Annotated in this window: 17 protein-coding genes; all 17 read right to left on the reverse strand. The window is 29.1% G+C overall.

Features of this window, described 5'->3' with window-relative positions; translation table 11 throughout:
* On the reverse strand, positions 1-1708 hold a 1708-nt coding region (locus tag Q0F58_RS12020), incomplete at its 3' end, for a ricin-type beta-trefoil lectin domain protein (protein ID WP_294376813.1).
* Between the two features lie 110 nt (positions 1709-1818).
* A complete protein-coding gene (locus Q0F58_RS12025) occupies positions 1819-2628 on the reverse strand; it encodes an SDR family NAD(P)-dependent oxidoreductase (RefSeq protein ID WP_294376814.1) in 810 nt (269 codons plus the stop codon).
* Positions 2629-2642: 14 nt separating this feature from the next.
* Positions 2643-3632, reverse strand: coding sequence for a glycosyltransferase family 2 protein (locus Q0F58_RS12030; RefSeq protein ID WP_294376816.1), 990 nt, complete (start codon positions 3630-3632; stop codon positions 2643-2645).
* 104 nt (positions 3633-3736) lie between these two features.
* Positions 3737-4855 carry a polysaccharide pyruvyl transferase family protein gene (locus Q0F58_RS12035; RefSeq protein WP_294376817.1) on the reverse strand — a complete coding sequence of 373 codons (1119 nt, stop codon included), beginning with the start codon at positions 4853-4855 and terminating at the stop codon, positions 3737-3739.
* A gap of 5 nt (positions 4856-4860) precedes the next feature.
* Positions 4861-6288, reverse strand: coding sequence for a lipopolysaccharide biosynthesis protein (locus tag Q0F58_RS12040; protein ID WP_294376818.1), 1428 nt, complete (start codon positions 6286-6288; stop codon positions 4861-4863).
* Between the two features lie 26 nt (positions 6289-6314).
* Positions 6315-6518 (reverse strand): hypothetical protein, encoded by a 204-nt coding sequence (locus Q0F58_RS12045; protein ID WP_294376819.1) that lies wholly within the window; start codon positions 6516-6518, stop codon positions 6315-6317.
* 141 nt (positions 6519-6659) lie between these two features.
* Positions 6660-7391, reverse strand: a complete 732-nt coding sequence (locus tag Q0F58_RS12050) for a glycosyltransferase family A protein (protein ID WP_294376820.1) — start codon at positions 7389-7391, stop codon at positions 6660-6662.
* 4 nt (positions 7392-7395) lie between these two features.
* Complete coding sequence (locus Q0F58_RS12055) at positions 7396-8199, reverse strand: glycosyltransferase family 32 protein (protein WP_294376821.1); 804 nt, start codon at positions 8197-8199, stop codon at positions 7396-7398.
* Entirely contained in the window at positions 8196-9035 is an 840-nt protein-coding gene (locus Q0F58_RS12060; protein ID WP_294376848.1) for a hypothetical protein, read from the reverse strand. The genes Q0F58_RS12055 and Q0F58_RS12060 overlap by 4 nt, the downstream gene beginning before the upstream one ends.
* A gap of 283 nt (positions 9036-9318) precedes the next feature.
* Positions 9319-10296, reverse strand: a complete 978-nt coding sequence (locus Q0F58_RS12065; protein ID WP_294376850.1) for a glycosyltransferase family 2 protein — start codon at positions 10294-10296, stop codon at positions 9319-9321.
* Positions 10297-10317: 21 nt separating this feature from the next.
* The gene (locus Q0F58_RS12070) at positions 10318-11346 is read right to left on the reverse strand and encodes a glycosyltransferase family 2 protein (RefSeq protein WP_294376852.1); all 1029 of its coding nucleotides are present in this window, start codon (positions 11344-11346) and stop codon (positions 10318-10320) included.
* Positions 11347-11371: 25 nt separating this feature from the next.
* Positions 11372-12343, reverse strand: coding sequence for a hypothetical protein (locus Q0F58_RS12075; RefSeq protein ID WP_294376854.1), 972 nt, complete (start codon positions 12341-12343; stop codon positions 11372-11374).
* 46 nt (positions 12344-12389) lie between these two features.
* Positions 12390-12890 (reverse strand): glycosyltransferase, encoded by a 501-nt coding sequence (locus Q0F58_RS12080; RefSeq protein ID WP_294376857.1) that lies wholly within the window; start codon positions 12888-12890, stop codon positions 12390-12392.
* 11 nt (positions 12891-12901) lie between these two features.
* Positions 12902-13366, reverse strand: coding sequence for a PssD/Cps14F family polysaccharide biosynthesis glycosyltransferase (pssD, locus tag Q0F58_RS12085; protein WP_367118179.1), 465 nt, complete (start codon positions 13364-13366; stop codon positions 12902-12904).
* Positions 13367-13390: 24 nt separating this feature from the next.
* Complete coding sequence (locus tag Q0F58_RS12090; protein WP_294376859.1) at positions 13391-14842, reverse strand: sugar transferase; 1452 nt, start codon at positions 14840-14842, stop codon at positions 13391-13393.
* Positions 14843-15449: 607 nt separating this feature from the next.
* Positions 15450-16364: a sugar phosphate nucleotidyltransferase gene (locus tag Q0F58_RS12095; RefSeq protein ID WP_294376860.1), complete on the reverse strand. Its 915-nt coding sequence runs from the start codon at positions 16362-16364 to the stop codon at positions 15450-15452.
* Between the two features lie 199 nt (positions 16365-16563).
* On the reverse strand, positions 16564-17646 hold a 1083-nt coding region (locus tag Q0F58_RS12100), incomplete at its 5' end, for a hypothetical protein (protein WP_294376861.1).

The following is a 17646-nucleotide window of genomic DNA, read 5'->3' on the forward strand; positions in this document are numbered from 1 at the left end:
TGGATGACAGAACATAGTTTCCATCTGTGACGATGTCCTTGTTTTTTTCTGCCAGCTTATCTAATTTTGAAGCATCATGAAATTGCCACTTCTGCGCCTTTGAACCATTTGACTCATATAATTGTATATTTGAGCCATCTTTTGCTTCGCCCCAACGCAGATCAATCACATATTTTTCATCAAGCGCAGATATGATTGTACCATCTTCCTTGACAATCCATTTCTCATTGTAGTTATTTGTCTTCTCTTTTTGGAATATATTACTATTGTTTGCTACATTGTCAGTACTCAGCACTTTTCCTGTTTTAGTATTTGTAAATGTTACATATCCCTTTTCATCATGACTGACTTTCCAGATCTGTGAATCATTATTGTTTCTAGACTTCAACTCAATATTTGCTCCTTCAGATTTACTGCTGTCTTTTACATCCATCACATAACTGTTTTTAATGCTGGATGACAGAACATAGTTTCCATCTGTGACGATGTCCTTGTTTTTTTCTGCCAGCTTATCTAATTTTGAAGCATCACTTTTGGCATAATATTCAGCTTTAAATAAAAATTCCTTATCATCTATACTCACATATAATTTGATATTATTACTATCTGTTGCCCAATTCATCTGATTCATAACATAAGCAATGATTCGATTTTGAATACCATAAATACTAGGTGGATATGTTGCATTGTCTGCAGTAATTGAAAATTGTGTTTTTTCTGCATTTAAATTTTCTTGAATTCTATCTTTATATGCTGTAACCCATTTTGTGGCATCTCCACTTTTTACAAAGTAATTGTTTGCTAAACATGTAGAACGAGTAGCATATCCTTCTGCTGTATAAATTCTTGCATGTCCAGGATGAGCTATTGACATTAATTCATCAGTTAATCCAAAATACAATCTTCTTTGATCAAAATCATACCAATGATCATTAGAATCATCCCATGTACAATCTACTTGATACCATTCACCGTCAATCTTAAAAGTATTCCAAGTATGTCCATCATATGTATCTCGTATTTCTGCGTTTTCAATTCCTGCAGCCGATAATAATTTAGAATAGGCACTCTCATATGCTTGACAAGTACCCCCACCCCTTGTTAACGCACTTTCAGCACTTGCCCATTTCAATGAGTTGTCATAATCCAATTGATTTAATAACCAATCATGTAACCATAAAGCCTTCGCATAATCTGAACCATCAGTTTCAGCATTGCATTGTGCTACAGCTGATTGAACAATTGAATTTACACTTGGATAATCCGGACTTGATACTTGAATAAAGAAATTTGTTCTTAGATAATACATATTAGCTGTTTTATCCATTACATAAAAGCGAAAATGATATGTTCCACTAGCCATCATAGTAAACTTATAATCTTGAGAACTACATTCACTAGTATATGTAGTCTCTTTCCAATAATCAGGATCTGCTACACTTTCATACGATAATACATCAGGATCTGTGTAACCCGGTACCTCCATACTAAATTTGTACTTTCCACTTCCACCAGTTGCAGATACATGAAACGTGGTTTCTTTTCCTAATACTGGATCATTCCATTCTACTTTTAATGTGACTCCTCCAGAACTTGCTTCTTCATAATGTGCATACAGACTATCTACAGCACGAACAATTGTAACATTACTAATTATTAAAATAATTGCGAAAATTGGTAAAACTAGTTTTTTTACTATCTTTTTCATAATCTTATTCTCCACTCGTTACACTTATATAATAAGTCTTAAATAGATATCATTAATGCCAATTTTATTAACATGTCACCTATGTTTCAGTTTAGTCCTAGTTTTTTTTACTATCTAATGTCAAAAGTACCTCTTCCTGCTGCAATATGAATGACTTCTCCGTCAATCATTTTACCAGCATCACTTACAAGCAATTTAGCTAATGTTGCCACTTCATCTGGCATTACTAATCTGTTCATTCCATTTTCTTCTGAAGTAATACTATCGCCTTCTTTAAAACCTATTAATCCAGTAGCTGTTGAGCCTGGGGCAATTGAATTGACATTTATTCCATATGGTATGAAGATCTGCGCCAAACCTTCAGTTAAACCTTTCAACCCCCATTTAGAAATCCCATACGGAGACCACGCTGGTTCTGATCCTCTAGATGAGGATATAAGAAGAATACTTCCCTTAATTTTATTATCAACCATATACTTTCCAATAGTCTGACACGCAAAAAATACTCCTTTTAAATTAATATCCATTACTCTATCAAATTCCTTTTGATTCATTGTCCAAAAATCTACATTTTCCGTATGTACTCCAGCCGAGCTAATAAAAATATCTATTTTTCCAAATTTTTTTGTAACTTTTTCAATAACCGATTTAAATGTTTCCGGATAGGAATAGTTCATTACGACTGTTTCTAAATTTGTTTCTACTTTAATTCTATTAAGTTTATTTTCATTTGTTCCAGCAATTACTACAACTGCACCAGCTTCTTGAAGTGACTTAGCAACTTCCAAACCAATGCCTCCAGATCCACCCGAAATCAAAATAACCTTTTCTTCAAATTCTTTTGATGAAGAAACCGGATGAAATATGGGTATATATTCCTTTTGTGCAAACAGTTTTTTTATTTTTCCTTTTACAGTCATAAGTCTTATTCTCCTTATTCCATAGTATCTGCTTTAAACGCAATCTGCTGCTTTATAAAATCTCTCTTTGCCCACCAAACTGGGGCAACTCCTTGAACAAGCATTTTTATTTTTGTTTTTAGCCCAAGTTCTGAATGAAACAAAACATCCGTTAACATTGTATGAATATTATGAATACATTCTTTATAAAGAGCGTTATTTTCTGAAACAGAATTTGTTGCAATTATTAAGAATAAAGTATATCCATAATTTTTCCATATATGCCAATTACATGCATATTCTGTACGTTTTGAATTTATCTTTCTGTGGTCTTTAATATATTTAATATTCATCAATGCATTTGTTCCCATTACAATATTATAATCAGTTAGTCCGCTATTCGCATTATTCAATCTATAATTATAAATTTTCCGGTGTCCTATACCAACACAATTTGAATACTGAGCAGCCATTGAAGAAAAATACAAACCTTCACCTGACCAAGGTCGATTAAAATCTATGTGATTATCTCTTAATAAAGAAGTTTTATATATCTTGTTCCATGGCCCAATCGGTATTTTAGGATAAATAATGTTACAAAAAGCTTCTTCTGAAGTCCATATTTCTATTTTATCACTATCAATTTGTTTCCTATCCCTTGTGGTAAATATATTGTCTGTCATAGCCATTTCAGCTCCTGTTTTATGTATTAAATTCATAAGATATTCAACATAATCTCTTTCTAACCAATCATCTCCATCAATCACAAGAATATAATCTCCAGTAGCCTCATTAAGTCCCACATTTCTAGCTTCGCATGCTCCACCATTTTTTTTGTGAATAACCCTAATTCGTTTATCTTGTAAAGCATATTCATCACAAATAGTTCCACTATTATCAGGAGAACCATCATCTATAAGTAAGATTTCAAGATTCTCCCATGTTTGTTCTATAATTGAATCTAACAATTTTGGTAAGAATTTTTCTGATTTATATATTGCAACAATTGCTGACACTTTTTCCATTGTATTCTTTCATAGTAACTTTGAAGTGAAATTACTTTTCCTCCTTCTAATAATTCAAACTGTCGTAAACGACTTCAACAAACTGACTTTCGGTATCAGCTCCGTTACGATTTTTCAACTGCCTTTTTTAAAAAGTCTTTACTTTTTTTTATTTCATTTTTAAGCTCAGTTTCGTGATTATCATAATTAATTTCATCCATTTCCTCAATTGTTGTCGATTTGTATGGAAGCAATCTTGAAGTTAAATTTGCAATTTTTAACAAGTTTGTAACTCTAACATTTTGTGATGTAAATGCATCCTCTTTAAATCGTTGAAATGTAAAAAACTGTTTTTTATAAATGATTGAAAAAACAGTAATGTGAAAAGAATCTGTAATAACGTATTCCGCATCCTTAATTAAATTTAATAAATCTTCCAAGCCAGTATCAGCCCGTATATCTGCTTTCTGTAAATATGTCATTCCTTTATAGGGAATGACAATCAATCTATATGAATGTTTTTTGGCAAAATTTCTGGTAGCTTTTAAATGTGTCATTTCATCATTCAAGAAAAAAGCTAACACATATTTATCAAGATCTGTTTCTCTTTTCTTGAACAAGTTATTCCATTCTTCCTCTGACAACAATAAAGTTGGATCAACCACAACAGATGGTTTGCTTTTCATAAATGGTTCTAGTAATTTCGCTGCTTTTTCTTCTCGAACCGAAATCATATCAAATTTGCTTATGCTTCTCTTAATTTCCGGAATAACCTCATTTGAAATAGCATTTACCCCCATACTAGGTGCATATGATATTCGCCTTGTTTTAATATCATCGTAATCAGCATAATAAAATCTATCATACCAATTAGGGTTCCATATTTGATCACTACCACAGACTAGTAAATCGAAAGTATTACACGTATCTATCAATTGGTTGACATTTGAAATTTTAGAAGTTAAACTACAATAATTTTGTATTGCATTAGCCAACTTTTCGTTTCGAGATACTATATCCTTAGAATATTTATTCAAAGCATATTTGATCACATATTTTTGTGGTTGATATGCAATTTTCTTAAATATACTTTTTTTCTCTTTTTTTGATTTTGAAGATGTAACCTCATAGTTAATTATCTCAACCTTATGCCCTGCCTTTCTTAAATAGTATTGAAGAGCAATGGCTTGAAGATTTGTTCCGTAATTTGGTCCTGTAAACCAAGTAATGATTCCTATTTTCATATTTTCTAACCTTTTCCACCTTTCCACAATGCCATATTTTTTCCTTTATTTAATAACATAAATATATCTTTTAAATAAAGTACTATAATAATTAGAAGTAACATCAATTCTATTGTGTACAACAATACATTTGAAAAATCAAATAAAAGAACGACTGATTGGACAATCAACAAAACATAGCTAAAAATATCCCTAGATAGATTAATTCTTATGTGCATATATTTTTTTGAATGCCAATATCTGAACAACCATACTTCCATATAAGAAACCGTTGTTGCAATTGCAGCACCCATTGCACCAATTACCGGGGTAAATATCAAATTCAAGACTATATTAGTAACCGCACCATAAACAGTCGATTTTGCAAATATTTTTGAATCTTTTACCGCTGCAAAAAGTCCACCAATATATCCAGACATTGCACCAAATAAAATTGCGATAGTTAGCCATGGTACATATTTCCATGCAATGAAAAAGTCTTTTGCGTATAAAAACTTAGCAAGGATTTTATCCAATACTATAATTGCTGAGCAAGCAATAACCATCATACAATTATACACTTTATATGTATTAGTAAAAAATCCGTTTTTATCCTCTGAATCAAAATCTTTTACCGCTGATAAAGTCCATGCTTGATTAAAAATCGTTTGAAAAATATTGATGATAGATGGGATTTTAGAAGCTACAGAATATATACCATTTTCTGCAAGTCCGCAAAAGAACACAACAACATATCTATCTGAGGCATTATTTACCCACCATGCAATGCTATTTGCAATCAATGGTCGACTATAGTGTATCATCTCTTTAGTTTCATTTTTGTATTGATTTTTAAAATCAATACCTCTTATAACCTTTGCTTTAATAATTAAATAAACAGACTGAAATAAAGGACCAATTATATTTGCAAGGAAATATCCAGGTAAACCACAATGAAAGACTGCTAAAAAACAAATATTTAAACATATCGTAATTATAGAAGCAATAACGCTTGATACAGAAAGATCGCTAATTTTATCAATTCCTCTTATATACATTGTTATCATTCCAGAAGAGGATTGTACCAAAAACATTAAAAAGAAATATACGGCATATTGTTTTGCAATAAGACTAACTCCAAACAAATTATTGAGTAACAATCCCGATGCTACTACTATATTTGAAATAATTAAATATTTTGTAGAAATAGTAATTATAGATTTTCTATTATAACTGCTATCAATAGAAAATCTCATAACAGCTTCTTGGATATTTAATGTAAGAATCGGAATCAGAACACCAATAGTTGTATTGAAAAGATCATAAGTTCCATATTCAGTTGTAGTTAAAATATTTGTATATAATGGCACCAAAAAGAAGCTAAGGAGCTTTGTTGCAAAGCTGCTTAGTGTTAGGAGTCCTACATTTTTTAATAGATATTTATAACGATTCATTGAACTTATCTCCTTTTCAAATCTAGTCATATATGTAATTTCAATAATTCAAACTGGAAAAATCTTTTCTTTTCCAACGCTTTCTCTAATTTCATCATTTTGTAATCATTAGTTTTAAATCCATCAAAGTATTCATTTTTTAAATACGATGTTAAAACAAACACCGATTCACGAACTTTCCAAGGCTGTTTACAAATTCTTCCTGCAGTCATTAAAGTTTGTTTCAGCAAATATTCATATGCTCTCTGATCATATTGCAAATTAAACTTTGAAAATTCTTCTAAGCATAACTCAGTAATCCAATAAGAATCTATCGATTTGTTACTATTTAAAGATTTTGCAGTAATACCATTATTGTTTAAACGGTATCCTTATATTATATCGTTGATTAGAAATATGTTTAAAGGTAAACCCGTTAATATAAAAGATATAGGTGTATCTTCGAACCAATAGCCTTCAGGAAACTTAAAATGTTCAAAAATTGTGTATTTATACAATTTTCCCCATGGATATCCAGATATATTTTTACTTTTGGCATTTACAAAATGTTCTTTTTTTATATCACCATTAAAATCATACCAACTTCCTTGTATAATATCAGCATTCGTTTTTAATGCATGATCCATCATTGTCTTAATTGTATTTTCAGGTATAATATCATCTGAATCTAATAACATTATATATCTACCCTTTAAACATTTTAACCCTGTATTTCTAGCACCAGAAAATCCTTTATTCGATTGATTTATTATCTCTAATTGAATGTTTTCATTTAATTCATTATCTTTTTTTATTTTATCTAAAATCATACTGGTCAAATCTGTAGATCCATCATTAATTATAACTACTAATATTTTGTATTCGGACTTTTGAATTAAAACGGATTCTACACACTGTTTTATAAATTCTTCAGCATTATATGCAGGAATTATTATCTGTAAATCGTATTGTAAATCTATACAATTTTGAGTGTAACAAGTACCTGTTGGTTTTGAACTAAATTCATTTAACAATTTTCTTGCTTCTTTTACAGACATTTTAGATTTAATGGGAAGTAAATAGCCCATTCTAGATACACAATACTTAATAACCTTTTTTAACACTTTACTATTTCCTCTTAATTTTATCTATAAACTTACATTTTATTGTTTCAAAATCCCCTGTAGTTACCCATTCCCAATAATATGATAAACTTGTATATATTTTGGCTATTTTTTCTCCAGTTCTACCTTTAAAAGTCTTTTGGATTTTTACACAATTTGCCCGCCTTTTTTGCATTTTTTTATCCAACCAAGATGCATCATACCAGTGTATTGAACGCGTATTTATTGTCACATTTAATTCCCCAATGTTATAATCAAAAGGACAAAAATAATCAAAAGGATAAATTTGCATCCCCTTAATCACTTCATATTTATTCTCGTTACTAAGTCCATATACTGATAATATCTTTGTTACTCTTTCAACTACTGTCTCCATCTTTGTACTTTGGATAAAATGCGATTTCTCATAACTATTTAGAATTTCTTCAATAATTGGCATTTTAGGTCTAGCAGCCAATCCTAATCCAGCATTTACTGGGAAAGAACCAGCAATTCTCTCGCGTCCAATAAAAGCACCTTTTTCTAATATATCATCAAAATTTTTTATTATCTCAACATCGGTATCAAAATATATTCCTCCATATTCGTATAAAATTTTAAATCTGGCATAATCACTTACAAATGCCCATTTTTTTTCTTCATATGCCTCTTTTACATAATCACAACTATTCAGATCAAAATTATCTTCATTCCATTCGATTATTTCATAATCAGGAAAAAATTTCTCCCAACTTTTTTTGCATTTTATGGCAATTTCTGGTAATGGTTTTTTCCCAAACCAACAATAATGAATTATTTTAGGTATCATAAATTTATTCCTTTCTGAGTTTTTATATTATTATATTTTTTTATTGTAACAACAGAAAATAACAGTGTAAAATTTGCCGTAGCTGACACCATCATGCCTTCATACATCATCCAACATAGAATTAATGTTGATATGACACATAATATTGTTTCTGATTCATTTATACAACGAGTTATTGCATACTGTTGAAGTATACATATAACTAATAAACCAATTACTCCATAATGAATCAATATATAGATATAACCATTATCTAATGCAAAATATGTATTTGATGCTGCAATTAACGACATATCTATTCTCTGTCCTAATAAAGTTATTGGATAATACATTAAATTCATACAAGCAAGTAATATTCGACCATTCATAATCTTATCTATTATATCAATAAAATGCGGAGCAATACCTTTTGTTCGTATAAAGATAAAAGTAAATATACTAATTAATATTAATGGTAATATATATTTAGATATTTTTAAAAACCAATTATTTATTAACGATGAATTCTTTACCATATAAACAATTACAATTAATAGTGAGATAAGCATCAAACTTGTTCTAGATCTTGAAAAATAAAATATAAATATATCTGCAATTAAAGCCATATAATAATGTATGTGTTTTATATTGTTTCTTTTAATTGCAAACACAAGAAACACCAAAATTCCTGCTGACCCTGCAAATGTATTGGCATGTCCATAACCTAATAAAACACCTTTATCTGCGGAAGTTGTAGCTATAGTTCCGGCATCAAGTATACCAATTAAAGATAGGAATACAACTAGAATAAATACAATGAAACGAATGTTAAAAATTATTTTTAAAATTTCATCCAAATTAATGTTCCACGCTAACATTACTAATAATAAGCTAGTAAATATATCTGAATTTCCACTAATGAGATAGCTTATTAAACCAAACATTAATATTAATATATTTAATAGCAAATACTTGATTGTATATTTTTTAGAAAAAATACAAAATACACTAAATATCAACGTTAAAATTAAACATATCATGTGAAATTTATCCTTAAAAACAATTGGCAACGTTGTACTATAAAAAGCTGCATCAAACATTAATAAGCTAAGTATAATTTTATATAGCAATTCTGAAATTTTAACTTTCATAATTATACGCACTTTCATTCTTCTTAGACATTATATAATTTCTAATTTCAATAGCTTTAAAATTATTTACATCATTTTTATCATAATAATAAAACTCATCCATTGTTCGTTTTGCATTTCTATCAGCCATACCCTTATTTACTTTTTCTTGAAAATGTTGTTTATTCTTTACAAAATAGTGATATAGTCTAATATTGTTTTTATTTGGTAATATATTCCTAGGTTGTACAATTACCTTGCCATCGAGATTAACTTTTTTAAATCCATGAACCTGTAAAGGAAGGTGTGGATTTACCCACCCAATAATTTTTGATGGAATTACACAAGATTTCACTAATTGATTCCACTCAAACTCATCATTGGCTGCTTGCGTAAAAGCATCAATCACACCACATTTTGGGTCTTCGATTAATCCTGATGAACCAAATATTAACCAATTTATACCTAAACAAGAAATCTTTTTATCAACATTAAAAAATGAATCTAATATGCACATTAGTGATTTACCTTCTAGTATTTCATCTGCTACTAATATTTCATCTGCATCAAAAAACATCATATATTTATATTCATATTTATATTTCTTTGTTGCTTCGTTATATGCATCGATTTGTCTTTTTTTGCCATGCCATGGAATATATTTAACATTTTTATATTCATTCACTATTAAAGAAGTATTATCATCTGAATCATTATCATATATAATTAAATCGCAACCTAAAGCTGTATAATATTCAATAAATTCCTTAATATACTTCCCCTCATTTTTTACAATCGTAACAATTGCACACTTTTTTTCGTTATTTTCAATTTTTTTTGCTTTTATCGACATCCACACATATCGAATTAACCCTAATGGGATTAACAAAATTGATACAAATTTTCTTAATCTTTCATTATCATATTTAGCTCTAAAATATATCATTACATCTAATGAATAAACACAACTTTGTAAAAATCTCACCATACTTTATATAAAACCTCCCAATTATTTTTTCAATAAAAATACATTTTTAAGATTTAATAATAATACTATAGATAACAATCTCTTCTTCTTCAATAACAATAATAAAATATAGTGGTTAAATTGTAGTTTATTTCTTACTTCTTTTATATATTTAAAATTCGATATCACCATAGAGTCATTACATATCTTCAATAGGTATTCTTTCTGATCTTTAACTGACCTCCATGTATTATATCTTGATTGTGTAATAGCTCTACCAGCTGTTTGTAAAACTTTTATAGCAAATAATAAATCAAAATTTTTCAAATTCCACTCATCTTTTTTTTTCTCTATAGATTCAAATACACGCTTAAATGTGAAGAAATAATTTGCATCGAATTTCACAGTCATTCCAGATCCATATCTATAGTCATATAACGATTCATTTAAATATACAAATGAGACTGCATTAGAAAAGAATTCAATTGATTGTAAAGTATCTTCTCCTGTACTTAATCTACCATAATCGCTATAATTTCTGTCAAAATCAATGCATGTTCTTTTAATCATTTTCCCACAGATACTTACAATACTATGTCGGCTAAGAAATTCTTCTAAAACTATTTTTTTTTCTACTACACAATCATGGTCAGTTGTGAATATATCCTTAAATGCAGTTGTTTTATTTTTACCATCATAACTATTATGATTATAAATAATTACATCTGGAAATTCATATTTTTTAACAATATTATATAATGTCTCAAGTGCTGTATCTTCAAGCAAATCATCAGAATCACAATTGATAATGTACTCTCCAGATGTTCTATTAAATCCATACCTTCTTGTCGCCAATAATCCTTGATTTTTCTTATGATAAGTCTTAACTATGGTTGGATATTTAGCAACATATGAATCACATATTTTACCACTATTATCTGTTGAACCATCATCAATTAATAATATTTCACAATCATAATCTATTTTACCTACTTGACTTAAAATTGACTGCACGCATTCATCTAAATAATTTTCTACATTATATACTGGAATTACTATACTAAATAACATATTACTTCACCAAAATCTTTCTTTCTTAATCATAAAGACCTAAATTAAAAATATATTCATCTTTATATTTACCACCATTCAAAGCATAACTAAATTTAGATCCTTGTGTTATCGAACTAATTAAATACTTGCATTTTGAAAGTAAAATCATTTTCACTAAATAGTTTTGTCCCCGTTGCTTTTTATCATCATTCAAAACACCTGACCTACTCAAAACATCTTTCCCATCATAGTTTCTGATAAATGAGTCAAATGATACAATTCTTATTATATCTCCAAACTTATTTGTCAATTCATCATAGATATCTCCATCTTCAGTAACTAAATAAATAGGTGCATTATACTTTAGTAAAAACAGTTTAATTTGTTGTTCAACCATAAATACATCTGGCTGAACATATTCTCCGGATGGACGCAATTTTATATAATCAGTGCCCCTTACATAAACACCTATACAATTTTCAATATCAAGTTTTTTTTCTTCTTCATTTACAATTCTAACTACATCATCACTAAAAAAAAGATTAGATTTTAGTAATTCATAACTTTGTTTTTCTATCCTTTTATTAAAGAAAATCTCTTCTTCAAACAATCCTTTTGAATTAATGTCATTAAAAGTCCATCCAGATAGATAGACATTTTTACTTGTATAAGCTTCTTCCTCACTTATATTAGAAACAGGTTGAAAAAAATAATTCCAAGCATTATTCTTTCCGTCGTAATATTGCGTTTTAAAATTTTTCCAATCAACAAAAGGAATGTATCCTTCTTTTATAGCATAGTCTATATATAAGACTTGCTTAAAAATCAAAGAAAGCAATCCTTCTACTCCATCTTGATAATCAGGCTTAATAACATATATTACTTCATCTTTATTCTGGTCTCCATAAGATTCTTTTCTTTGAAGTATATCTCTTCTTGCAATAAAATAATACATATATTTCAGTTTATATCCTAGAAATCTGTGCTTACGCTGAAATCCCAATCCTATAGGCATAATCTGGTTCCTTTCATTTTAACTAATATTAGTAATTTTATTGATTTTAATGATAGAATAAATCTTTAACTATGTTTTCTAAATCATCACAAAACACTTTATTATTACTCATAATTTTATTATTCATATTAGCAATAATAGTATCGTAATTTTTTATAACTTCCCCAAGTTTGTTAGTATCTTCAACTGGAATAATTGTTCCCATTCTTTCTGCTACATTTCTTGCAAATTCAACTTGATGATCATTAACATGTTCATCAAATTTCTTTTGTCTAGGCACAACAATTGGAGTTTTGCCAATCTGAAGAGGCATTATAAAACTTGCTGGTCCCCCATGAGTTATCACAATACGAGCATCCTCTACATTTTTAATCATTTGTTTATATGGAATTAATTTATCCCATTGACAATATTTAGGTTCATATGTGCTATAACCAGTTTGCATAATAACATCCTCAGTAATCACACCATCTCTTTTTAGATTATCTATTTCTTGCACAAGTCTATTAAATGGTTGCTCATGCGTTCCTACTGTTACAAATATCATTATTTACCTCTCTAGAAAATACTTCCAAGGTTTATTGCTTTTGGATATACCTTTTTTTGTTCATCCCATTGAACAATAAACTTATCTACAATTGGATATACCATCTTTCCCGTCATTGTTGGTTTATCAATTCTGTCGAACACTTCTATATAAATTAATTTAGCTCCCATCATTTTACCTAAATAGAAAAACGGTACGGCTACGGCAGCACCTGAAGAGATAATTAAATCTGGTTTTTCTTTATGCAATACCTTCCACGCAATACGTGTATTTTTAATCAGAGCTTTTAAACTTCTATTTGTTGGATAATAACAAGGATACATCTTTTCACCTTCTAATACACTTTTAGCATCCTCTTTATCAAATGTAACCCAAAAACGATTTTTATCCTTCCAAAATGGTTTCAACATATATAAATGTGTCAAGTGACCACCTGAAGACCCAACAAGACAAATCTTCATTTCTTTTTGTTCCATTTTATTTTCCTTTCCATTGTAAATTTACACAGCACCTTTTTTACATACTACAACTAGTACTGTTTTTAATAGAATCTTGATATCTAAACCGAGATTCCAGTTCTCAATATAATATTTATCTAATTTAACTACTTCATCAAAATCTATAATTTCACTTCTTCCACTCACTTGCCACATACCAGTGATTCCTGGTTTAATAGCTAATCGTGCAAAATGTTGATACTCATATAGATTTGTTTCTGATATTAAAGGAGGTCTAGTTCCTACTATAGACATATCTCCTTTTAATACATTAAAAAATTGTGGGAATTCATCTAAACTCGTTTTACGCATGAATTCACCAATACCTGTTTTACGGGATCCATCAGACAATACTTTATTTCCAATAACTCGAGGATCAAAATCAAGTTTAAACATCTTTCCATCCCCAAGCTTATTGTCTTTCATTAATTCTGATTTTCTTTCTTCAGCATCTAAGTACATACTTCGAAATTTATACATCTTAAATTTCTTCACATTCTTACCAACACGTTCTTGAGAAAAGAAGATGGGGCCTGGACTTGCAATATAAATTGCAGGTCCAATAAAGATACAAATAACAAGTGTTAATATACATCCTAATATTCCACAAATAATATCAAATACTCTTTTTAAGAACAATTCATTTAAAGAAACATAATTAATACTTGTAGTTAAAACTGTATAATCACCAATCTTTTCAACAAACTGCTTCTTACCAGGTGAATTTACTACCTTAGCTAAATTCATATGTACTGTAATACCAGCCAATGTTAATTGTTCAATCAACGTATTTGGATAAGCAATTTCTTTAGGTAAAACAATTAACACTTCATCTACCCACTCTTTACAAGCATACATACCAACTGTTTCATTATTTGCTACTACAGATACATTATTGATTTGATTTCCAATTGAATCCTTATCCAATAAAGCAACACCAACAATGTCATATCGAGAATAATTATTCTTTTCAACATTCTCAATAACTTTATAAGCTATAGTACTTGAAGTTGCAATTAATAGTTTTCTTCTCTTACCACTATTAACGCCCTTTTTTATATGACCCTTCCATAGTTCTCTTACTATATAAGTCAATATAAAATAAATACCGATTGTTAAGAATAAAATAAATCTAGAGAAGAAAATCCCTTTTTGAACTGCAAACAAATATAAAACAGCCAATAAGCAAACAATAAAACCATGTTTTAATGTTTTTACAAATTCTTGATAATGCCCTCTTTTTAACACACCCTTTAATGTACCAAAAATAAGTAAAGCCATTAAATCAGCTACTTCTGATATGATAGCCATATTCCTATATAAGAAATTATTATATAGATGTATATTTCCATTCTTAATAAAATAAGCCACCACAAATGCAATTTGCAAACATATCATATCAAGAATGATAAAATCGATATGCTTCAACCACCCATTTGCATTCTTCCTATACATAATACTCTCCCATTCCTATAAACATAAAAAAAAGCTTATTAGAATTTAACAAGTCTTAATAAGCAATGAAATATGAAATTTTAGATACACTCCTCCCTACCCATACCCCCAGTAGAAGATGAACGAATCAATCAAAAATGCGGTAAGCCAGCTATTTCTAATATCATCTAAATGTATCATTTTTATTCCTATTACCTTACAACAGTCATACTTATACCACAATAAAACTATTGCCTAATAATTTTATCCTATATATATAATATGTCAATTACCATTTAATACCTGAAAATTCATACAAAAATCACAAAAGTTAAAGATATACTTTATTTAAAAGAAATATTAAAAATACAGAGAAACAAAAAAAATTTTATAAAATTTGCTTTATATATCGAATAAATCCATCAATACACTCAATTAGAATTATAACCATTCAGATGTAAACGCATACACAATTGTAAATGACTGCTACATAGCACAAAGCCTCCACTTGTTATCTTAGTGAAGGCTAATTGATTTTATCTATTTTTAACTTTTTATTAATGTACACTATAAAAGTGTGTGACGTTTTTATTCATTGATTTTATTTGAGTCTATAGTATTTTTAGTACTATTTCCATAATTTTTCAGGATATACACCATCTTCAATCAATTGTTTAAAGGCATTTTGTACATATTCCTTATCTTCAGCATATGTTACACCAAACCATTTATCATGCGTTTCAAGTACCTTTACATTGATACGATCTTCTCTCAATAATTCAGCCACAATATTTGGAAGCAAATACTCCTTCTTCATCGGATTATCTGAAATATTTGATAAGAACGTACTAAAATCCTTTTCTAAATAGTCTAAGAAATCTGGATAACCAGCCCACATATTCATAGAAACATTACTTTCTGGTTTTGCCCAAACCTCTACTTCCGGATTATCACATACGATTTTATCCCCTTCAGCCTTGATTCCAGTTGTTTCATAAACTTCTTTTAATAAATTATTATCATCCACTTTACATACACCACGAGTTACAGTTCCATTCTCACTTAAAGTGTTCTTTAAAATGAATCCAGCCATACCCATGTCAAATTCTTTTCCCATTTTCGCATGTTCAACCAAGAAATCATGTAACTTCACAAATGCTTCTTTTCCATAATAATCATCCGCATTAATAATCACATAAGGTGTATCTACAACACTTTTTGCACATAGTACAGCCTGCCCTGTTCCCCAAGGTTTTGTACGACCTTCAGGACAAGTAAATCCTTCTGGTAAATCATTAATATCTTGGAATACATATTCTACATCCATATAATTTTGGATACGATTACCTATTACTTCTTTAAATTCCTCTTCAATATCCTTACGAATAATAAACACGACTTTATCGAAGCCAGCTTCTTTCGCATCATAGATTGAGTAATCCATAATGATTTCTCCATTTGGACCCATTTTAGCTAACTGTTTGATTCCACCACCAAAACGAGAACCAATTCCAGCCGCCATAATAATCAATGTTGTTTTCATAACTAAGTATCTCCTTTTTAATACAATATCCCTTTCAGATACCTTTATATTCTACCTACAAAGCTAACCATTTACAACATTATTATATTTATTTAGTTGTCTTCGCTTTCCCTATATTAATAAATAACCTTATATTTATTTGATTAACAATAACAAAGCCCTCACTCATATACCAGGTAAGGGTTCTGTTTATTCTTATTTAACTTTTAACATTTCTTTTCTTTATTAAGATATAGATTATCACTGCAATACTTGAAACCATCATCAAATAATACATTAAAGTAAAATTTGATACACCTGTTACAACTTTTGTTTCTGTATTCGTAGATTTATTATCTACTTTTGTTTCAGTGTTTATACTTGTGTTCTTATCCGAAGCACCAGCATGTTTAATTTTATCTTTATTCGAATCATTAACCGATTGTAATGGTTCTTTATTTTCATCATTGCTTGGGTAATCAGTTACTTCAGGTTTTATTTGTTGTGACTTGTTTTCTAAGATAGTAAATACATCATTCTCAATGATTTCGTACTTATAATTTCTTGATTTACTTTTTGCATTAAGTTTATAATTGCCAACACCTTCGCCAACTTCTCTTGTTAATATGTAATCATCTGTTTCAAATACTGGATCCTTTTCTCCAACATATTTTTGATACTTATTTAATCTTAGTTGTACTGTTTTAGGATGAATCGTAACCTTGAATGGAATGGATTCATAATAATTAGAATCTACACTAAAACCAACAATGTATTCTCCTGCGTTCTTTAATATAATTGGACTAATAGAATTCACTTTACTATCAATCACAATATCAGAACCTGTATAAACATAATCTACATCTGGATGAGTTATAGTTGTTTTAACTATTTCTACATCTTTCTTATTCTTTGGCTCAAATTCAAATTTGTAGTTATCATTGCAATCAATTGCTTTAAAATCACCATTGACATAAGAATCCAATTTAAATTCATAATCCCCATCATACTCACATAAATAACGTTCTTCTTCTGGATCACCTTGTCTCCAATCTTTGTTATATCGCACATTTACATGAACTATTTTTGGAGTTATTTCATAATCAATATAACTACCATCCGAATAAATAGCTCGATACCTTCCACAATCAATTGGAGCTTCAGATGTATATATATCATCATCAATAAAGTGATATAATTTTGTTCCTTTAATCTCTATCTTTTGACCTGTATATTCAAAAGATAACACCTCCTCTTCTGCTTGTATACCAATTGGTACACAACACATAAAAAGCGCCAATAA

The organism is uncultured Clostridium sp., assembly GCF_934754915.1.
GTDB lineage: Bacteria > Bacillota > Clostridia > Clostridiales > Clostridiaceae > Clostridium.